A 15,022-nucleotide genomic window follows, 5' to 3' on the forward strand; every position below is an offset into this window, starting at 1 on the left:
ACGAAAGTGTAAAATTTACTCTAGTTACATACAAAAATAAGTTAAATTTTAATTGACTTTAGCTACCATAAGTTACCATGATAATATACGGAAAACAACTATTTTTACATATTTTGAACAAGCGACCACAGATATTAGAAGAGATATATCTCTCAAAAGAGTGTGACAAAAAACTCTTCTCTAAAATTTGTGGCACAGGCAAAAAAATTATTCGCGTGGATAATCAAAAAGCACAGTCTTTAGCTCGCGGTGGAAACCATCAAGGTTTTTTAGCAAATGTTAGTGAGTTTGAATTTTCAGACATTGCTGAGCTTAAAAAGCTAAATTTTATCGCCATTCTTTACGGTATAAGCGATGTTGGCAATATCGGTGCTATCGCTAGAAGTGCTTATGCTCTAGGCTGCGAAGGTCTTGTGATAGTGGCAAAAAGTATAAATATGCAAGGCGTTTTAAGATCAAGTAGCGGCGCTGCCTATGAGATACCAATAGCGATTTTTGAAGATGGGCTTAGTTTGCTAAATGAACTAAAGCAATTTGGCTTTAAAATTTATGCAACAGCAAGTAATGGCAAAAACGTAAAAGAGATGAAGTTTGCCGGTAAAAGAGCTTTGGTGATGGGCTCAGAGGGCGAAGGCATACCGCAAAAGGCTCTAGCAAAGTGTGATGAGTGTATTGGTATAAAGTTAAAAGAAGGCTGGGACTCCTTAAATGTAAGTGCAGCTTTTGCAATAATTTGTGACAGGATGATAGATGAATGAGATTGAAAATTTAAAAGAGATAGGCATAAAGGAAATTTCACGTAAAACGCATATTGAGCCTACATTTTTACAATATATTTTTGATAAAAATTTTGAAAAATTATCACGTTTAAATATTAGAGGTTATGCCAAAATTTTACAACGTGAATATGACGTTGATTTGAGCGAGTTACTCGCTGAATATGATGCCTTTATGCAAGAAAACACTCCAGATGAGAGTCATAAAACTAAAGTTACTCCAAAAATTTCTTCTTACACTCCAAAAGATATTACCATACAAAAACAAAGCGGTAGTGGCGGTGCTGGATTTTTATTTTGGCTCATCATTTTAGCTATTATCGCTGGTGGGGCATATCATTTTGATGCTTACAAATATATCGAGAATTTTTTATCATTTTTAAATGACGAGAATAAAAGCGTGAGCTATTCGCAGTCAAGCATAGTAAATGAGGTAAAGAAAAATATCATCGATACAAATATCACTATCTCTCAAAATAGCCCTAAAATAGAGGCAAACGCATCAAACTTGAAAATTTCAGCTCCAGTTGAGCAAAATGTGACAACAAGTCCTGCAAACATGGAGCAAAATGCTGTGAAGCCAAGCATGGTAGCTCAGCCAGCTCCTAAGATAGAGCAAAACATTACAAAGCCACTAAATGAGGCGGTCATTACACCAAAACAACGTGTCTGGATAGGGATAATTAATCTTGAAAATGGTCAAAAAGTATCAAACGACACAAGTAAAAGCATAAATATAAATTTAGACCAAAGACAGCTCGTAGTTTGTGGAAATGGCAACATTGAGCTAAAGATCGGCGATAAGGTTACAAAATATAATCCAAGCCGTCCAGCTAGATTTTTAGTAGAAAATGGAGAGATGAAATTTGTGAGCTATGATGAGTTTGTAGAACTTAACAAGGGCAAATCTTGGTAAGAAAAATAGCGATTTTCACCGCTTTTAGTGTATTTGCCTATGCTTTTAGCCTACAAACTAGTGCAAGTGCTTTAAGCAATGCTGAAAATGTGCAAATCTCTTTAGAAAATTTAGACCAAAATGGCTCACTCAATGTCAATGAGCTAGTATCAAGATTAAAACAAAACTCAAGTTACGATAGCATTTCATTTGGTTCAAATAGTTTGAATTTAAAATTTATAAGCGAGCAAAAAGTTCCTTCTACATTATTTGTAAAATCAATAAATTCGACTCTGGATGATGCCAACATAAGTATTTCAAGGATAAATTCCTTAAAAAATGGAGATCAAATTTCTTATGGAATTTCAGCCATAAAAAATGGTGGAATAGATCCAAGTTTATTAAGCTTAGCACTTAGTCAAAGCGGTTTTAGAATTTTAGGATTTGATAGGGTTGATGGGAATTTAGAGATATTTTTAGATGCTCAGAATATGATCCTTAAGGCTACAAAGGTAAATTTTGACGAAGAGACGCCACTTTTAAAAAGCGGTGGTACTTATTTTGTTGATGTTGAGGGTGCAAGTAGTCTGGATATCGCGTCAAAAGAGTCAAATAGATGGATGCCACTTGTTAGAATTTATGATAAAAATTTAAATCAGATTGACTCTATAAAAGAGGAGCAAGCAAAAACCGCCGTTTCTATAAATTTAGCAATAGGCGCAAAATACGCATTAATTAGCGACAATGTTGATATAAATAATATAAAAAATGAGATAATTATCAAGCTTATAAAATAGGAGTAAGCAGTGTTTGATGAGATAAGATTTAATACAATTGAGCGTTTGCCAAACTACGTTTTTGCCGAAGTAAATGCAATAAAAATGGCTGCACGAAGAGCTGGCGAGGATATCATAGACTTTTCTATGGGCAACCCAGAGGGCAGAACACCGCAACACATCGTCGATAAACTATGCGAAAGCGCGCAAAAAGATAAGACCCACGGCTACTCAGCCAGTGCTGGAATTTATAAGCTCCGCCTTGCCATTTGCAACTGGTATAAGAGAAAATACGGCATAAATTTAGATCCAGATACTGAAGCAGTCGCCACGATGGGTAGCAAAGAGGGTTTTGTTCACTTAGCTCAAGCCGTGATAAACCCAGGCGATGTGGCTATCGTGCCTGATCCTGCTTATCCGATACACACGCAAGCGTTTTTATTTGCTGGCGGAAGTGTCGCAAAGATGCCACTTCACTACAATGATAAATTTGAGCTAGATGAGAATAAATTTTTTGAAAATTTGATCCAAACTATACATGCAAGCTCGCCAAAACCAAAATACGTAGTCGTAAATTTCCCGCACAATCCAACGACCGTGACAGTGCAAAAGAGCTTTTACGAGCGTCTTGTAAGCATCGCAAAACAAGAGAGATTTTACGTTATATCTGACATCGCCTACGCTGATCTTACATTTGATGGCTACAAAACGCCAAGTATCTTTGAGGTTGATGGTGCAAAAGACGTTGCAGTCGAGTGCTATACACTTTCAAAAAGCTACAACATGGCTGGCTGGAGAGTCGGCTTTATGTGTGGAAATAAAAGGCTTTGTGCGGCACTTAAAAAGATAAAATCATGGGTTGATTATGGCATGTTTACGCCGATCCAGGTGGCTGCCACAGTCGCACTTGATGGCGATCAAAGCTGTGTTGAAGAGATACGCCAAATCTATGAAAAAAGAAGAGATGTGATGATAGAGGCCTTTGCCCAGGCTGGCTGGGAGCTTAAAAAACCAAGCTCAAGTATGTTTATCTGGGCGAAACTTCCGCCAAAGGTTAGCCATCTGGGCAGCCTTGAGTTTTCAAAGCAGCTTCTTACAAAGGCATCAGTCGCAGTTAGCCCTGGTATCGGTTTTGGCGAGGGCGGAAATGACTATGTGCGTCTAGCTCTTATCGAAAACGAAAATAGAATAAGACAAGCAGCAAGAAATATAAAAAAATATTTGAAAGAATTTGAATGAATGTAGCGATATTAGGCGTTGGAACAGTTGGCGAGTCAGTTGCTAAAATTTTACTAAAAAACAAAAAGCTAATCGCAGCAAGATGTGGTGAGGAGATTGTACCAGTCGTTGGAGTGGTCAGAAATTTAAATAAAAAAAGAGACGTTGGCATCCCTTTGACTGACGATATAAATAGCGTTATAAACCGCGATGATATCGATGTTTTTGTAGAACTTATGGGTGGTGTGGAAGAGCCTTTTAGGGTTGTGAGTGAAATTTTAAAGCGAAAAAAAGCAGTCGTGACCGCAAACAAAGCACTCCTTGCCTATCACAGATATGCTTTGCAAAATTTAGCCAAAAATATACCATTTGGTTTTGAGGCAAGCGTAGCTGGTGGCATACCGATCATTAGAGCCTTAAGAGAAGGCTTAAGCGCAAACCATATTGTTAGCATAAATGGCATACTAAACGGAACTAGTAACTTTATCCTAACCTCGATGATGAATGAGGGCTCGAATTTCAAAGACGCACTTAAAAAGGCGCAAGAGCTCGGATACGCTGAGGCTGATCCTACTTTTGATGTGGGAGGCTTTGATACGGCTCACAAACTTTTGATCCTCGCTAGCATCGCATACGGCGTGCATGGCGATCCAGAGGATATTTTGATCGAAGGAATACAAGGTATTACACCTGAGGATATATTTTTCGCAAAAGATTTCGAATACTCAATAAAACTTCTGGCCATCGCCAAAAAAAGCGAGGGTAAAATCGAGCTACGCGTACATCCAGCACTTGTACCGCAAAATAAAATGATAGCAAAGGCAAGTGGTGTGACAAATGCGATCAGTGTCGTTGGCGAGGTCGTTGGCGAGACGATGTACTATGGGCCTGGAGCTGGCGGCGACGCAACGGCAAGTGCTGTGATCAGTGACCTTATCGACATCGCAAGAGATAGTAAGTCGCCAATGCTTGGATATAAAGCACCGTTTGAATTAAATACGCTTGAGCTACTTGATCGCGACAGGATAAAGACGAAGTACTACTTTAGGTTAAAAGTCGAAGACAAAATGGGTGTGCTAGCAAAGATTACAAATTTAATGAGCGAAAATAACTTATCGATCGATAGCATACTTCAAAAACCAAAAGATGAGAGCGAATTTGCGGTATTGTTTTTTACGACACATACGAGTCTTGAGGCTGATGTAAGAAGGACAATTGAAATTTTAAAAGAGCAAGAGTATATAAAAGAAGAGCCATTTATGATGAGGATCGAGGAGTAGCTTGGGGTTAAAAGAGTATCTCTTTGGTAAAAGCTCAGAAAATAGGGCGTGTAAATTTTTACAAAAGCTTGGTTTTGTCATTTTAGAGAGAAATTTTCACTCTAAATTTGGCGAGATAGACATCATTGCACTAAGTAGTGATAAAATTTTGCACTTCATAGAGGTAAAATCAACTAGCGGAGAATATGATGCAGAGTATAGACTAAATAAGGCAAAATATATAAAAATTTTAAAAACTATAAATTTTTATATGATGAAAAATGAGCCAAATAGAGATTTTCAAGTCGATTTACTCGTCATAAAAAATAACAATTTAGAACTGATAGAAAATATTAGTTTATAATAAAATTTATTATTTAGATAAAATTTAAATTTAATTTGTATAATTGCCACATTTTAAAAATAAGGAGAAAAAATGGGAAAATACATCGAACTTACAAAAGAAAATTTTGATGTTACAAAAGAGGGCGTTGCTTTAGTAGACTTTTGGGCTCCATGGTGCGGACCTTGCCGTATGCTAGCTCCAGTGATCGAAGAACTTGCTGAAGACTTTGACGGTAAAGCAAAAATTTGCAAGGTAAATACTGACGAAGTGCAAGATCTTGCAGTTGAGTTTGGCATCAGATCGATCCCAACATTGCTATTTTTCAAAAATGGCGAGCTAGTTGAGCAAATGGTCGGTGCGCAGTCAAAACAAGCCTTAACTGACAAACTAAATTCGCTTCTTTAATGAGCGAAAAAAGAAGAGGAAGCCTACTTCCTCTTACATATATATTTGGTTCATTTTTTGGTGCAGCTATGATAGCAGCTGCATTTGCGTATAGCAACTATCGTTTTTCACAATATAAATTTATTGATTTTGCGAAGCTAGTTTTCTACGAAAAAAGCGAAATTTTCACTCCAAAAGAGCTAAAATACACGCTTTTAATCTTCAGCTCAAATCAATCAAAATTAGACGAAATTTTACCAATCAAAAATGAAACAGTTGTGGCAATTGATATCTTTCAAAAAAGATATGAGTCAAACTCAACACTAAAATATATAAGCTCAGATATTAATACGGTCTTGGAGCTAATGCGAAATTTGAGCATCACAAAGCTGCCAAGTAGTGTTGAGATAGTTCATCAAAGGGGTGAAATTTATAAACAAAATTCGCCCATAAATGTTTTAGAATAAAGGAAATTTATGCTTGATTTAGCGATCATCGGAGGCGGTCCAGCAGGACTAAGCGCCGGACTTTACGCCACTAGAGGCGGACTAAAAGATGTTGTAATGTTTGAAAAAGGCGAGCCTGGCGGTCAGATCACCTCTAGCTCAGAGATAGAAAACTACCCAGGCCAAAAAGCCCCTGGCGAGAGCGGTTTTGACTTTATGAGCACTTGGTGGAAGCAGTGTAGTGCATTTGGACTAGTTCATAAGTGGGCAAACGTCGTTGGTGTTAGAAAAAACAGCGACAGTAGCTTTGAAATTTTACTTGAGGGCGGTAAGAGCGAGCAGGCAAAGGCTGTCATCGTAGCAACTGGCTCAACTCCAAGACGTGCTGGCTTTAAGGGCGAGGATGAGTTCTTTGGCAAAGGTGTTAGCACATGCGCAACATGCGATGGATTTTTTTACAAAAATAAAGAGGTAGCTGTTCTTGGCGGTGGCGACACAGCCGTTGAAGAGGCACTTTATCTAGCGAATATCTGCTCAAAAGTCTATCTAATCCATAGACGTGAAGAGTTTAGAGCGGCGCCAACTACGGTTGAAAAAGCTAGAAAAAATGAAAAGATCGAGTTTATAACAAGTGCGACGATAAAAGAGGCACTTGGCGATAAAATGGGCCTAACAAAGATCGTACTTGATACCAAAAATGGCGAGCGTGTGCTTGATGTGCCAGGAATTTTTACATTTGTCGGACTAAATGTAAATAACGAAATTTTAAAAGATGAAAATGGCAAATTTATCTGCGAGATGGTTGATGGTGGACAGGTTAAGACAAACCTTAAGATGCAAACTAGCCTAAAAGGGCTCTTTGTAGCGGGCGACATAAGAGAGGACGCTCCAAAGCAAGTCATCGTAGCTGCAGGTGATGGCGCAGTGGCTGCACTTAGCGCTATGAGTTATATAGAAAGCTTGCATTAATACTCAAATTTAGCCAATTTTTTGGCTAAATTTTTCTTCTTTTTTTCTATCAAATTTTTGATTTTATACGTATTTTTAAAGCCTATTTGTAATCTATCTATAATAAATTTTATGTTAAATTTCACCAAAAATCAAAGGATAAATTTTGGTAAAAATAGGCCTTTATGGTGCTAGTGGAAAGATGGCTCAAAGTATCATTTCTTGTTTAAAAGATGAGAAAGATGCCACTTTAAGCATCGCTTTTAGCCAAAAAAATGAGGTTGAAAATTTAAGTAGCGATCTTTTGACAAATGACTTTGCTAAATTTTTTGAAGCGTGTGATGTAATAATCGACTTTAGCCAAAAAGAGGCTACGGTAGCACTGCTAAACTACGCTAGAACTAATCCAAAACCACTAGTTATCGGTACAACCGGCTTAGATGATGACGAGAAAAATTTGCTCCACCTGGCATCAGGGGCTATGCCTATTCTTTATGCAACAAATATGAGTCTTGGTGTGGCTGTTCTAAACCGCCTTGCAAGGATTGCTTCAAAAACATTAAGAGAATTTGACATAGAGATCGTAGAGCAACACCACAGGCACAAAAAAGATGCTCCAAGTGGCACTGCGATGACACTTGCAGGAAGTGTAGCTGAGGCAAGAGATTTAAATTTAAAAGATGTTTTAGTAACTGGTAGAGCCGGTATGGTAGGGGCTAGGAGCAAAGACGAGATCGCAGTCATGGCACTTCGTGGTGGAGATGTGGTAGGTCGCCACACGGTTGGCTTTTATAATGACGGTGAGTTTATAGAGCTAAATCACACCGCAACGAGTAGGGCAACCTTTTCAAAAGGTGCGATCAGGGCTGCTATTTGGCTAAAAGATCAAAATAGTGGCCTTTACTCGATAGATGATAGTTTAGGGCTTGATGATTAAATTTGTGCTTGATGATGTAGAGAACTACAAGCTAGAATTTGGTGATAAATTCTACATGCCAGAGCATGAAAAGCGCCAAAATTTAAGAACTGGTGATATAGTAAAGCTTATATTTAGATTTGAAGATGATGAGTTTGCTCAGGTTGAGCGCATGTGGGTGGTCATTAACGAGACAAATAACGGCTAATTTACCGGCATTTTAGACAATGAACTATTTCAAAAGGCTGTTTAAATGCTGGCGATGAGATCAAGTTTAACTACAAAAATGTTCTTGAAATTTACAAAGATGATGAAAACTAAAGGAAAAAAATGTGTGCAATAGTTGGTATTATAAATTCTAAAGATGCAGCAAAGACTGCCTATTATGCGTTATTTTCTATGCAGCATCGCGGCCAAGAGGCGAGTGGCATTAGTGTTTGTGATGACGGAGAAATTTCTACGCACAAGGGTAATGGCCTAGTTACAGAGGTCTTTAATGAAGAAATTTTAAGATCACTAAAAGGTGATATGGCGATCGGTCACAACCGCTATGCAACGGCTGGTAAAAACTCAGGTCGTGACGCCCAGCCAATAGCCGCTAATTACTCTTTGGGGCAGATTTCGATAGTCCATAATGGAAATTTGGTAAATAAAGATGAGGTTAGAGATGAGCTTATTAAGGATGGTGCGATATTCCAGACAAATATGGATACTGAAAATATCATCCATCTAATCGCAAGAAACCATAGCGAACACTTGCAGGACCGTATTATTGCAGCACTTGATAAGATAAAAGGTGCTTATTGTCTGCTTATCCAGTCACGCCATAAAACCTTTGCCATAAGAGATCGCTGGGGTGTTAGGCCACTAAGCCTTGGCAAGCTAAAAGATGGTGGATATATCGTAGCTAGTGAGACTTGTGCTTTTGATCTTGTGGGGGCTAGCTTTATAAGAGATATCAGGCCTGGTGAGATGATAGTCTTTGAACATGGAAAAAGTGAGTTTCAAAGCATTCAAATTTATGAGCCAGATCCTAGAATATGCGCATTTGAATATATCTATTTTGCTCGCCCAGATAGCGTGATAGAAGGTAAAAGCGTCTATGAAGTTAGAAAAAAAATGGGTGAAGTACTAGCTAAAAAGAGCAAAATTAAAGCAGATTTCGTCGTACCTGTACCAGATAGCGGAGTACCAGCAGCGCTTGGGTACGCAAATGAGAGCAAAATCCCATTTGAGCTAGCTATCACTAGAAACCACTATGTGGGTAGAACCTTCATCGAGCCAAGCCAAGAGATGAGAAATTTAAAAGTTAAGCTAAAACTTAACCCTATGTCATCGGTTCTAAAGGGTAAAAGTATCGTTGTTATCGATGATAGTATCGTTCGCGGTACTACTTCAAAAAAGGTGGTTGATCTTTTAAGACATGCGGGCGCTAAAGAGATTCATTTTAGAGTCGCATGCCCTGAGCTTAAATACCCTGAGCGATACGGTATCGATACGCCAAGTTTTGAAGAGTTAATAAGCTCTAAAAAAAACGCAGAGGAAGTAAAAGAATATATCGGCGCAGATAGCTTAGAATTTTTAAGTATAGACGAACTTAAAGAAAGTATCGGCAATGAGCGAAGATATTCGCTTGTAAGCTTTGATGGTGACTATTTCATAAAGTGAAAAATTTAGCAATTTTTTTGCTTGTTGCACTATTTTTTAGTGGTTGCTCACAAAAGAATCCAAGCAAAAAAGACGAAATTTCTATTTACGTAAGCTACTATGAGATAAATGGCACAAAACAGCAGCTACAAATAAAAACCGTTCAAAATTTTGTAGAACAAAATGCTAGTGTGCCATTTTTTGGTGTAGTAAATTTTTTAGCAGAAGATAAGATTTTAAATGCTTATTCGCTTGCAAAGGGTACTATAAACGTACTTGAGGTAAATAATAGCTCTATAAATTTAAATAAATCAAGTGATATTCTGACTTTAAAAAAAGCTAATGAGATAAAATTTTATGAGATAAGGCCTGATGTGCTTGAGAGCGTTAAATTTAGCTCGCAAAATAGTGTTTGTGGCGATTTTTTGATGCAAAAACCAGTGTATGTAAATGTAGCAACAAACTACTATTTAAGAGATGATAGCTTTTTTGCAAGCTTAATAGAGGCAAATTTCTTTTATAAAAAAGGTGCAAAGATCCTAAAAAAAGAGTTTGTTTATAATATAGCCGAGACTAAAATCCTAGAGGAAGCAAAAGAATTTACACGAAAAACAAAGCAACTTTTCTTAAATGACCTACAAAAATTGGGTAGGCTACTTGACATACTTTGTACTTTTTAAATCTTTAATTTAAAAATTCGTGTTTATTGCAGATGCTAAAAAGATAAAATTTACTCTAAAATCAAACCAAGACTTAGCGTTTTATCCTATGAAATTTGTAAAAATTTGCTTTAAATTTGACTTAGTAGCAATTTAGTTTTGTGATATTCATGCCGTTTTTAAAGTAAGGCGGATATGGCATATATACGGTAAATGGTGTGCTTTTTTGCTTTGGTAAATTTTTGGCTACATCAAATTTATATTCAACTGTATTTGGCCTCTCGTCCTTATCTGTGCCAAGAATCCATGAGAAAAATGAAAGCCCACTTGGCTTAAAAAATGCTTCCCCGCCAAGGTCATTTTTATTTAGCGGTTGATTGATTAGTTTGACTGTCAGCGTGCAGTTGCTAATTGTAAATTTACCAATATTTCTCACCTGTCCCTTAAAAACAATACTCTCATTTCGTAAAATTCGCTCACTTTTTACATTTTCAAGCATGCCTTTTTTTGTATATTTGTCAAGCACTAGCATCAAAAAAACAGCAAGTGTGGTTGAGACTAGAATGTTTGTAAAAAATAGTGATAAAAATAACTTTCGCTCAGCTCTAAGTGAAAGAACAAGAAACAAAATAGAAAGTAGAGCAATCGCAAAAAGAACGATAATATGAACGATCGTAAAATATGCTGAGCTCATCAAAAACACTCCACTTTTTTAGAGATATTGTAGTCTATAAATGCGAAATCATTGACAAATTCTTTAACTTCAATGCTTTGCTTTGGTAAAAATTCCTCGTTTAAGATGATTCTTTTTCTAGCAAATGGGTTAAGTGAGTTAAAAAAGTCTTTCGTATTTTGTCTCGAGCTTAGATAGAAGTCAAGCTCGATTTTACAGATACTAAGTGCATTATTTGAATTATTTGTAATATTAAAATCAACCATTAACGCATCGACATATTGAAGCTGCTTGGTTATTATTTTGCTTATGCTAACTGGCCTTAAATTTTCATTTATATATTTGTTCGCGTAGTAATTACCTACAAAAAGTCCGAAAAAAGCAGCCAAAATAAATAAAAATCCTATCTGCCACCACGACTTTATCGCGATAAAAATTCCTAAAAGCACAATTAGTATAAATGCTAAAAATATCCAGCCATAGGTTAGAAAATCAATGAGCTTTGCATTTTGCAATACAAAAAGCAAGTTGTGCTTAATGCTATTTAACATCTCGCGATCTTTTCTCTTCAATGCCGCTCATACCAAAACGCCTTGCAAGTTCGTTTTTTACAGTGTCTGGATGGATATTATGGGCTGAAAGTGCTACAAGTGCATGAAAGCAAAGGTCGGCTGCTTCATAGATCAGATCATCTTTTGCTTTTTGCTCATTTTGCTTTGAGTTTTCTGCGAAACTAAGATCCTTTGCGGCCATTATAAATTCGCCAGCCTCTTCGCCAACTTTCTTTAAAATTTGATTTTCACCTTTTTTAAAAAGACTTGCTACATATGAAGTTTCAGGGTTAGCATTTAGCTTTCTATCTTCTATCACATGGTAAAGCTCATCAAGCACACCATAATTTATTTTTTTGACTTCAACTTTTGTATCTAAAATTTTGCCATCATGTAAATTTATTTCATTAAAAAAGCATGACCTTGCTCCAGTGTGACAAGCAGCGCTTCCGTTTTGAATCACTTTTAAAAGTAAAGTATCGTTATCGCAGTCTAAAAAAGCAGCCTTTATCTCCTGAGTGTTGCCACTTTCTTCGCCTTTTTTCCAAATTCTATTTTTAGTGCGTGAAAAATAGTGAGCGTAACGGCTAGATAGACTTAAATTTAATGCTTCTTCGTTCATATAAGCAAGCATTAAAACTTCATTTGTGGCATGATCGCAAACCACTACTGGAAGCAATCCGCCAACCTTTTGCCAGTCTATACTTTTTGTTACGCTATTCATTTTTATCTCTCGCTTACTGAGCTAGCTTTTGCTCTATCTTTTGCGTCTAGCCAGATATTTGGCACAGCTCCACCGGGTGTTAAGAAAATTTTAGCATCTTTGTTTTCTTTTAGAGCTTCGTTAAATTTGTTTTGCGTCTCGATCTGCTTTAAATTTAGTAAATTTTGATCGACGCTTTTTGCAACCTCTTTGTTTGCATACGCAGTTGCGTCAGCCTCGATTTTAATGGCATCAGCCTTACCTTTTGCTTCAATGATCGCAGCTTTAGCGGTACCTTCTGCAAGTGCGGCTTGTTTTAAGGCTTCTTGATTTGCTCTTTCTACTTCGTATTTTGTTCTTTCAGCTTCTTGTTTAGCGATTTGGACGCGCTCGATCTGCTCTTTTACCTTTGAAGGCAAGATGATCTCACGAAGCTGCACTGTTAAAAGCTCAACTGGCTTATTTGGCTGAGAGTCGATGTCTTTTCTTATGCCATCATCGATTTGTCTTGCTAGATCGTTTCTCTTTGTTGGAAGCTCTTCTGCTGTATATTTACCAGCGATACTGCGAACTACGTCACGAACGACAGGATCAACTATCTTGCTCTCCCAGCTAAGACCCCAAGAGGCAATAGTTTGAGGGGCATTTTCTGGATTTAAACGGTATTGCACAGTAATATCAATGCTAACTGGTAAATTTCTAGCATCAAGCACTGAAATAGAATTTTTACGTAAAATTCCAGCACCAACGCCTTGATATGATTTTTGCATTGATTCGCCCATATCCTCGCCAGAAGTATAGTTTATGATCCTAACTCTGGTATCTACGATGATGATGTCTTGGATAAAAGGTAAAAAGAAGTGAAAGCCTGGCTGTAAAGGATTTGGCTCGTATTTACCTGCTGTAGATTTTATGCCAACTTCGCCTGAGTGAATCACTTTAAATGGCTGAGTGATAGCAAAAATAGCAATAATTGCAATTACAATGTAGGCAAGTGCTCCAAATTTACCAAAACCACTTGGTAAATTTGGCATTTTAAAGTCCTTTTTGAAAGGCGGCTCTTTGTCGCTATTTTGACTTGAGCCTCTGTTGTCATTACCTGGCTTTTTTTTATTGAAATAATCGTTTAAATCAGCGGGCATTTCGTTCCTTTAAATTTTTAAATATATGTTAAAAATGATTCATATTTTTTATTTAGACCATAAACCACGTCAAAATAAGCTTTTTGTAGTCTCTTTGTCACTTCGCCTCTAGCACCATTACCAATGATTCGGTTATCTATGCTATTTATCGGCGTTACTTCGGCTGCAGTACCTGTGAAAAATGCCTCGTCAGCTGTATATGCCTGATCTCTTGTGATGCGCTCCCTTCTTACTTCAATGTCAAGATCATGAGCAAGTCTTATGACTGTATCTTGAGTGATGCTAAGTAGGCTGTTGTCGTTTGGTGGAGTGATTAAAACGCCATTTTCAACGATAAAGAAGCACTCGCCTGGACCTTCAGCCACAAAGCCCTCGCTATCAAGAAGTAGCGCCTCGTCGTATCCAGCCTCTTTTGCCTCGTAGTTTGCCATTTGTGAGCTTAGGTAGTTTGAGCTAGCTTTTGCTCTGTTCATTTGAGCAGCAGGTGCGAGTTTGGCAAAGCTTGAAATTTTAACTCTGATACCTTTTTCTAGGCCTTCATCGCCAAGATAAGCACCCCATTCCCATGAAGCGATAGCAGTTTGCACTGGTGCTTTTGTGTGAGCTACACCCATTACGCCGTATCCTAAAAATATAAGTGGGCGAATATAAACATTGCCGTCATATTTGTTTGCGCGAAGAAGCTCTATTTGCGCTTTTTCAAGCTCTTCCTCAGTGTAAGGTACATTTAAAACAGTCATTTTTGCTGATCTTAAAAGCCTTTTTGTGTGATCTTGGAGTCTAAAAATAGCTAGACCTTTTTTTGTTTTATAAGCTCTTGTACCCTCAAATACGGCATTAGCGTAGTGCAAAGAGTGAGTTAGAACGTGTACTTTTGCATCGTCCCATTTAACTAATTTTCCATCCATCCAGATAAATTCTGAAGCATTCATTGTTAAACCTTTCTTTTTTCTTAGAAATTTTGGTCTGAGTTTATCTAAAATTGCTTTAAATTTACATTTCTAAGACCAAAATTTGCAGATATTACCCGCCAAAACTACTTATCTAAAAGCTCTTGTATGATCTTTACCATCTCATCGATTGATGAAGCTGCGTTTAAATTTATTAAGTATTTGCCACTTACTACAAAAGCTGGCACACCGCTGATACTTGCCACATCATAAGAGGCAAACCACGCATCTAAAAGCTCTTTTGCTCGGTCGCTATTTAGTGCTTTTTCGTAGTCGTCTTTGCTCACGTGAGCTGCTTTAAGGGCTAAATTTATAAATTTCTCTTTGTCTTTGCCATCACTAAAATCATCTTTTTCATCATGTCTTGCTTTATAGATCGCAAATTTTGCTTGCTTAAATTTAGACTCATCGCTTAGTAGATCAGTGCCATTTGCCTCATCTATCGATATAAGAGCGGCAAAAATTTTACTCGCGGTCTCGCCAAGCTTGCCTTTTGTGCTTAGGTGATATGGGATAAATTTCACATCTTCAAGCTTTGACATCAGCTTTTTTGTAATCGTTCGGTCAAATTTATAGCAGTGTGGGCAGTCGTAGCTAAAGACCTTAACGACCGAGTTTTTAGGCACATTAAGCGGTTTTACTAGAGTTTGATACTCCACACCTTCAGTTAGTGCTGATAAATTTAGCGCAAAAAACGCACTTAAAATTAGTATTTTTATAAGCTTCATCTTTG

The 15,022-nt window shown here is 37.3% G+C and carries 19 protein-coding genes; 13 read left to right on the forward strand and 6 right to left on the reverse strand.

Going from position 1 to position 15,022, the window contains the following annotated elements; translation table 11 throughout:
* Positions 1–77 precede the first annotated feature (77 nt).
* The 13 genes from rlmB (at position 78) to G6W45_RS00165 (ending at position 10,291) form a co-directional block, all read left to right on the forward strand.
* Complete coding sequence (gene rlmB / locus G6W45_RS00105; protein ID WP_054196059.1) at positions 78–758, forward strand: 23S rRNA (guanosine(2251)-2'-O)-methyltransferase RlmB; 681 nt, start codon at positions 78–80, stop codon at positions 756–758.
* Complete coding sequence (locus tag G6W45_RS00110) at positions 751–1,692, forward strand: phosphatidylglycerophosphate synthase (protein WP_194167119.1); 942 nt, start codon at positions 751–753, stop codon at positions 1,690–1,692. The genes rlmB and G6W45_RS00110 overlap by 8 nt, the downstream gene beginning before the upstream one ends.
* Entirely contained in the window at positions 1,686–2,468 is a 783-nt protein-coding gene (locus tag G6W45_RS00115; protein ID WP_194167120.1) for a hypothetical protein, read from the forward strand. Before G6W45_RS00110 ends, G6W45_RS00115 begins: the two co-directional genes overlap by 7 nt.
* 9 nt (positions 2,469–2,477) lie before the next feature.
* Entirely contained in the window at positions 2,478–3,686 is a 1,209-nt protein-coding gene (locus G6W45_RS00120; RefSeq protein WP_072593963.1) for an LL-diaminopimelate aminotransferase, read from the forward strand.
* Complete coding sequence (locus G6W45_RS00125; RefSeq protein WP_194167121.1) at positions 3,683–4,945, forward strand: homoserine dehydrogenase; 1,263 nt, start codon at positions 3,683–3,685, stop codon at positions 4,943–4,945. The genes G6W45_RS00120 and G6W45_RS00125 overlap by 4 nt, the downstream gene beginning before the upstream one ends.
* A gap of 1 nt (position 4,946) precedes the next feature.
* Positions 4,947–5,288, forward strand: a complete 342-nt coding sequence (locus G6W45_RS00130) for a YraN family protein (RefSeq protein ID WP_194167122.1) — start codon at positions 4,947–4,949, stop codon at positions 5,286–5,288.
* Between the two features lie 72 nt (positions 5,289–5,360).
* Positions 5,361–5,675, forward strand: coding sequence for a thioredoxin (gene trxA, locus G6W45_RS00135; protein WP_012001054.1), 315 nt, complete (start codon positions 5,361–5,363; stop codon positions 5,673–5,675).
* Positions 5,675–6,121: a hypothetical protein gene (locus tag G6W45_RS00140; RefSeq protein WP_194167123.1), complete on the forward strand. Its 447-nt coding sequence runs from the start codon at positions 5,675–5,677 to the stop codon at positions 6,119–6,121. Before trxA ends, G6W45_RS00140 begins: the two co-directional genes overlap by 1 nt.
* Positions 6,122–6,130: 9 nt before the next feature.
* Positions 6,131–7,069, forward strand: a complete 939-nt coding sequence (locus tag G6W45_RS00145) for an NAD(P)/FAD-dependent oxidoreductase (RefSeq protein ID WP_107690690.1) — start codon at positions 6,131–6,133, stop codon at positions 7,067–7,069.
* A gap of 145 nt (positions 7,070–7,214) precedes the next feature.
* On the forward strand, positions 7,215–7,985 hold the full coding sequence (gene dapB / locus G6W45_RS00150; RefSeq protein WP_107690691.1) for a 4-hydroxy-tetrahydrodipicolinate reductase: 771 nt from the start codon (positions 7,215–7,217) through the stop codon (positions 7,983–7,985).
* Positions 7,978–8,172: a hypothetical protein gene (locus G6W45_RS00155; RefSeq protein WP_107690692.1), complete on the forward strand. Its 195-nt coding sequence runs from the start codon at positions 7,978–7,980 to the stop codon at positions 8,170–8,172. Before dapB ends, G6W45_RS00155 begins: the two co-directional genes overlap by 8 nt.
* Before the next feature lie 122 nt (positions 8,173–8,294).
* Complete coding sequence (purF, locus tag G6W45_RS00160; RefSeq protein WP_107690693.1) at positions 8,295–9,632, forward strand: amidophosphoribosyltransferase; 1,338 nt, start codon at positions 8,295–8,297, stop codon at positions 9,630–9,632.
* Positions 9,629–10,291: a DUF8095 domain-containing protein gene (locus G6W45_RS00165; protein WP_194167124.1), complete on the forward strand. Its 663-nt coding sequence runs from the start codon at positions 9,629–9,631 to the stop codon at positions 10,289–10,291. Before purF ends, G6W45_RS00165 begins: the two co-directional genes overlap by 4 nt.
* 121 nt (positions 10,292–10,412) lie before the next feature.
* On the opposite strand, the gene G6W45_RS00170 is transcribed toward G6W45_RS00165, so the two are convergent.
* The 6 genes from G6W45_RS00170 to G6W45_RS00195 all read right to left on the reverse strand — a co-directional run bounded on the left by G6W45_RS00170 (position 10,413) and on the right by G6W45_RS00195 (position 15,017).
* On the reverse strand, positions 10,413–10,964 hold the full coding sequence (locus G6W45_RS00170) for a DUF2393 family protein (RefSeq protein WP_103583279.1): 552 nt from the start codon (positions 10,962–10,964) through the stop codon (positions 10,413–10,415).
* Complete coding sequence (locus G6W45_RS00175; RefSeq protein ID WP_194167125.1) at positions 10,964–11,494, reverse strand: DUF2393 family protein; 531 nt, start codon at positions 11,492–11,494, stop codon at positions 10,964–10,966. The genes G6W45_RS00170 and G6W45_RS00175 overlap by 1 nt, the downstream gene beginning before the upstream one ends.
* Positions 11,484–12,218, reverse strand: coding sequence for a bifunctional phosphoribosyl-AMP cyclohydrolase/phosphoribosyl-ATP diphosphatase HisIE (gene hisIE, locus G6W45_RS00180; protein ID WP_194167126.1), 735 nt, complete (start codon positions 12,216–12,218; stop codon positions 11,484–11,486). The genes G6W45_RS00175 and hisIE overlap by 11 nt, the downstream gene beginning before the upstream one ends.
* 2 nt (positions 12,219–12,220) lie before the next feature.
* Positions 12,221–13,339, reverse strand: coding sequence for a prohibitin family protein (locus tag G6W45_RS00185; RefSeq protein WP_194167127.1), 1,119 nt, complete (start codon positions 13,337–13,339; stop codon positions 12,221–12,223).
* A 17-nt stretch (positions 13,340–13,356) separates the two neighbouring features.
* Positions 13,357–14,271 (reverse strand): branched-chain amino acid transaminase, encoded by a 915-nt coding sequence (locus tag G6W45_RS00190; protein WP_021090882.1) that lies wholly within the window; start codon positions 14,269–14,271, stop codon positions 13,357–13,359.
* 104 nt (positions 14,272–14,375) lie between these two features.
* Positions 14,376–15,017 carry a thiol:disulfide interchange protein DsbA/DsbL gene (locus G6W45_RS00195; protein ID WP_194167128.1) on the reverse strand — a complete coding sequence of 214 codons (642 nt, stop codon included), beginning with the start codon at positions 15,015–15,017 and terminating at the stop codon, positions 14,376–14,378.
* Between the last annotated feature and the right edge of the window lie 5 nt (positions 15,018–15,022).

Source organism: Campylobacter concisus, from assembly GCF_015229955.1.
GTDB classification, from domain to species: domain Bacteria; phylum Campylobacterota; class Campylobacteria; order Campylobacterales; family Campylobacteraceae; genus Campylobacter_A; species Campylobacter_A concisus_AT.

Coding starts and splice junctions, on each gene's coding strand:
- G6W45_RS00175 (WP_194167125.1), bottom strand. CDS start 11,494: ATGTTAAATAGCATTAAGCACAACTTGCTTTTTGTATTGCAAAATGCA.
- G6W45_RS00170 (WP_103583279.1), bottom strand. CDS start 10,964: ATGAGCTCAGCATATTTTACGATCGTTCATATTATCGTTCTTTTTGCG.
- G6W45_RS00140 (WP_194167123.1), top strand. CDS start 5,675: ATGAGCGAAAAAAGAAGAGGAAGCCTACTTCCTCTTACATATATATTT.
- purF (WP_107690693.1), top strand. CDS start 8,295: ATGTGTGCAATAGTTGGTATTATAAATTCTAAAGATGCAGCAAAGACT.
- G6W45_RS00125 (WP_194167121.1), top strand. CDS start 3,683: ATGAATGTAGCGATATTAGGCGTTGGAACAGTTGGCGAGTCAGTTGCT.
- G6W45_RS00155 (WP_107690692.1), top strand. CDS start 7,978: ATGATTAAATTTGTGCTTGATGATGTAGAGAACTACAAGCTAGAATTT.
- trxA (WP_012001054.1), top strand. CDS start 5,361: ATGGGAAAATACATCGAACTTACAAAAGAAAATTTTGATGTTACAAAA.
- G6W45_RS00110 (WP_194167119.1), top strand. CDS start 751: ATGAATGAGATTGAAAATTTAAAAGAGATAGGCATAAAGGAAATTTCA.
- hisIE (WP_194167126.1), bottom strand. CDS start 12,218: ATGAATAGCGTAACAAAAAGTATAGACTGGCAAAAGGTTGGCGGATTG.
- G6W45_RS00185 (WP_194167127.1), bottom strand. CDS start 13,339: ATGCCCGCTGATTTAAACGATTATTTCAATAAAAAAAAGCCAGGTAAT.
- G6W45_RS00145 (WP_107690690.1), top strand. CDS start 6,131: ATGCTTGATTTAGCGATCATCGGAGGCGGTCCAGCAGGACTAAGCGCC.
- rlmB (WP_054196059.1), top strand. CDS start 78: ATGATAATATACGGAAAACAACTATTTTTACATATTTTGAACAAGCGA.
- G6W45_RS00190 (WP_021090882.1), bottom strand. CDS start 14,271: ATGAATGCTTCAGAATTTATCTGGATGGATGGAAAATTAGTTAAATGG.
- G6W45_RS00195 (WP_194167128.1), bottom strand. CDS start 15,017: ATGAAGCTTATAAAAATACTAATTTTAAGTGCGTTTTTTGCGCTAAAT.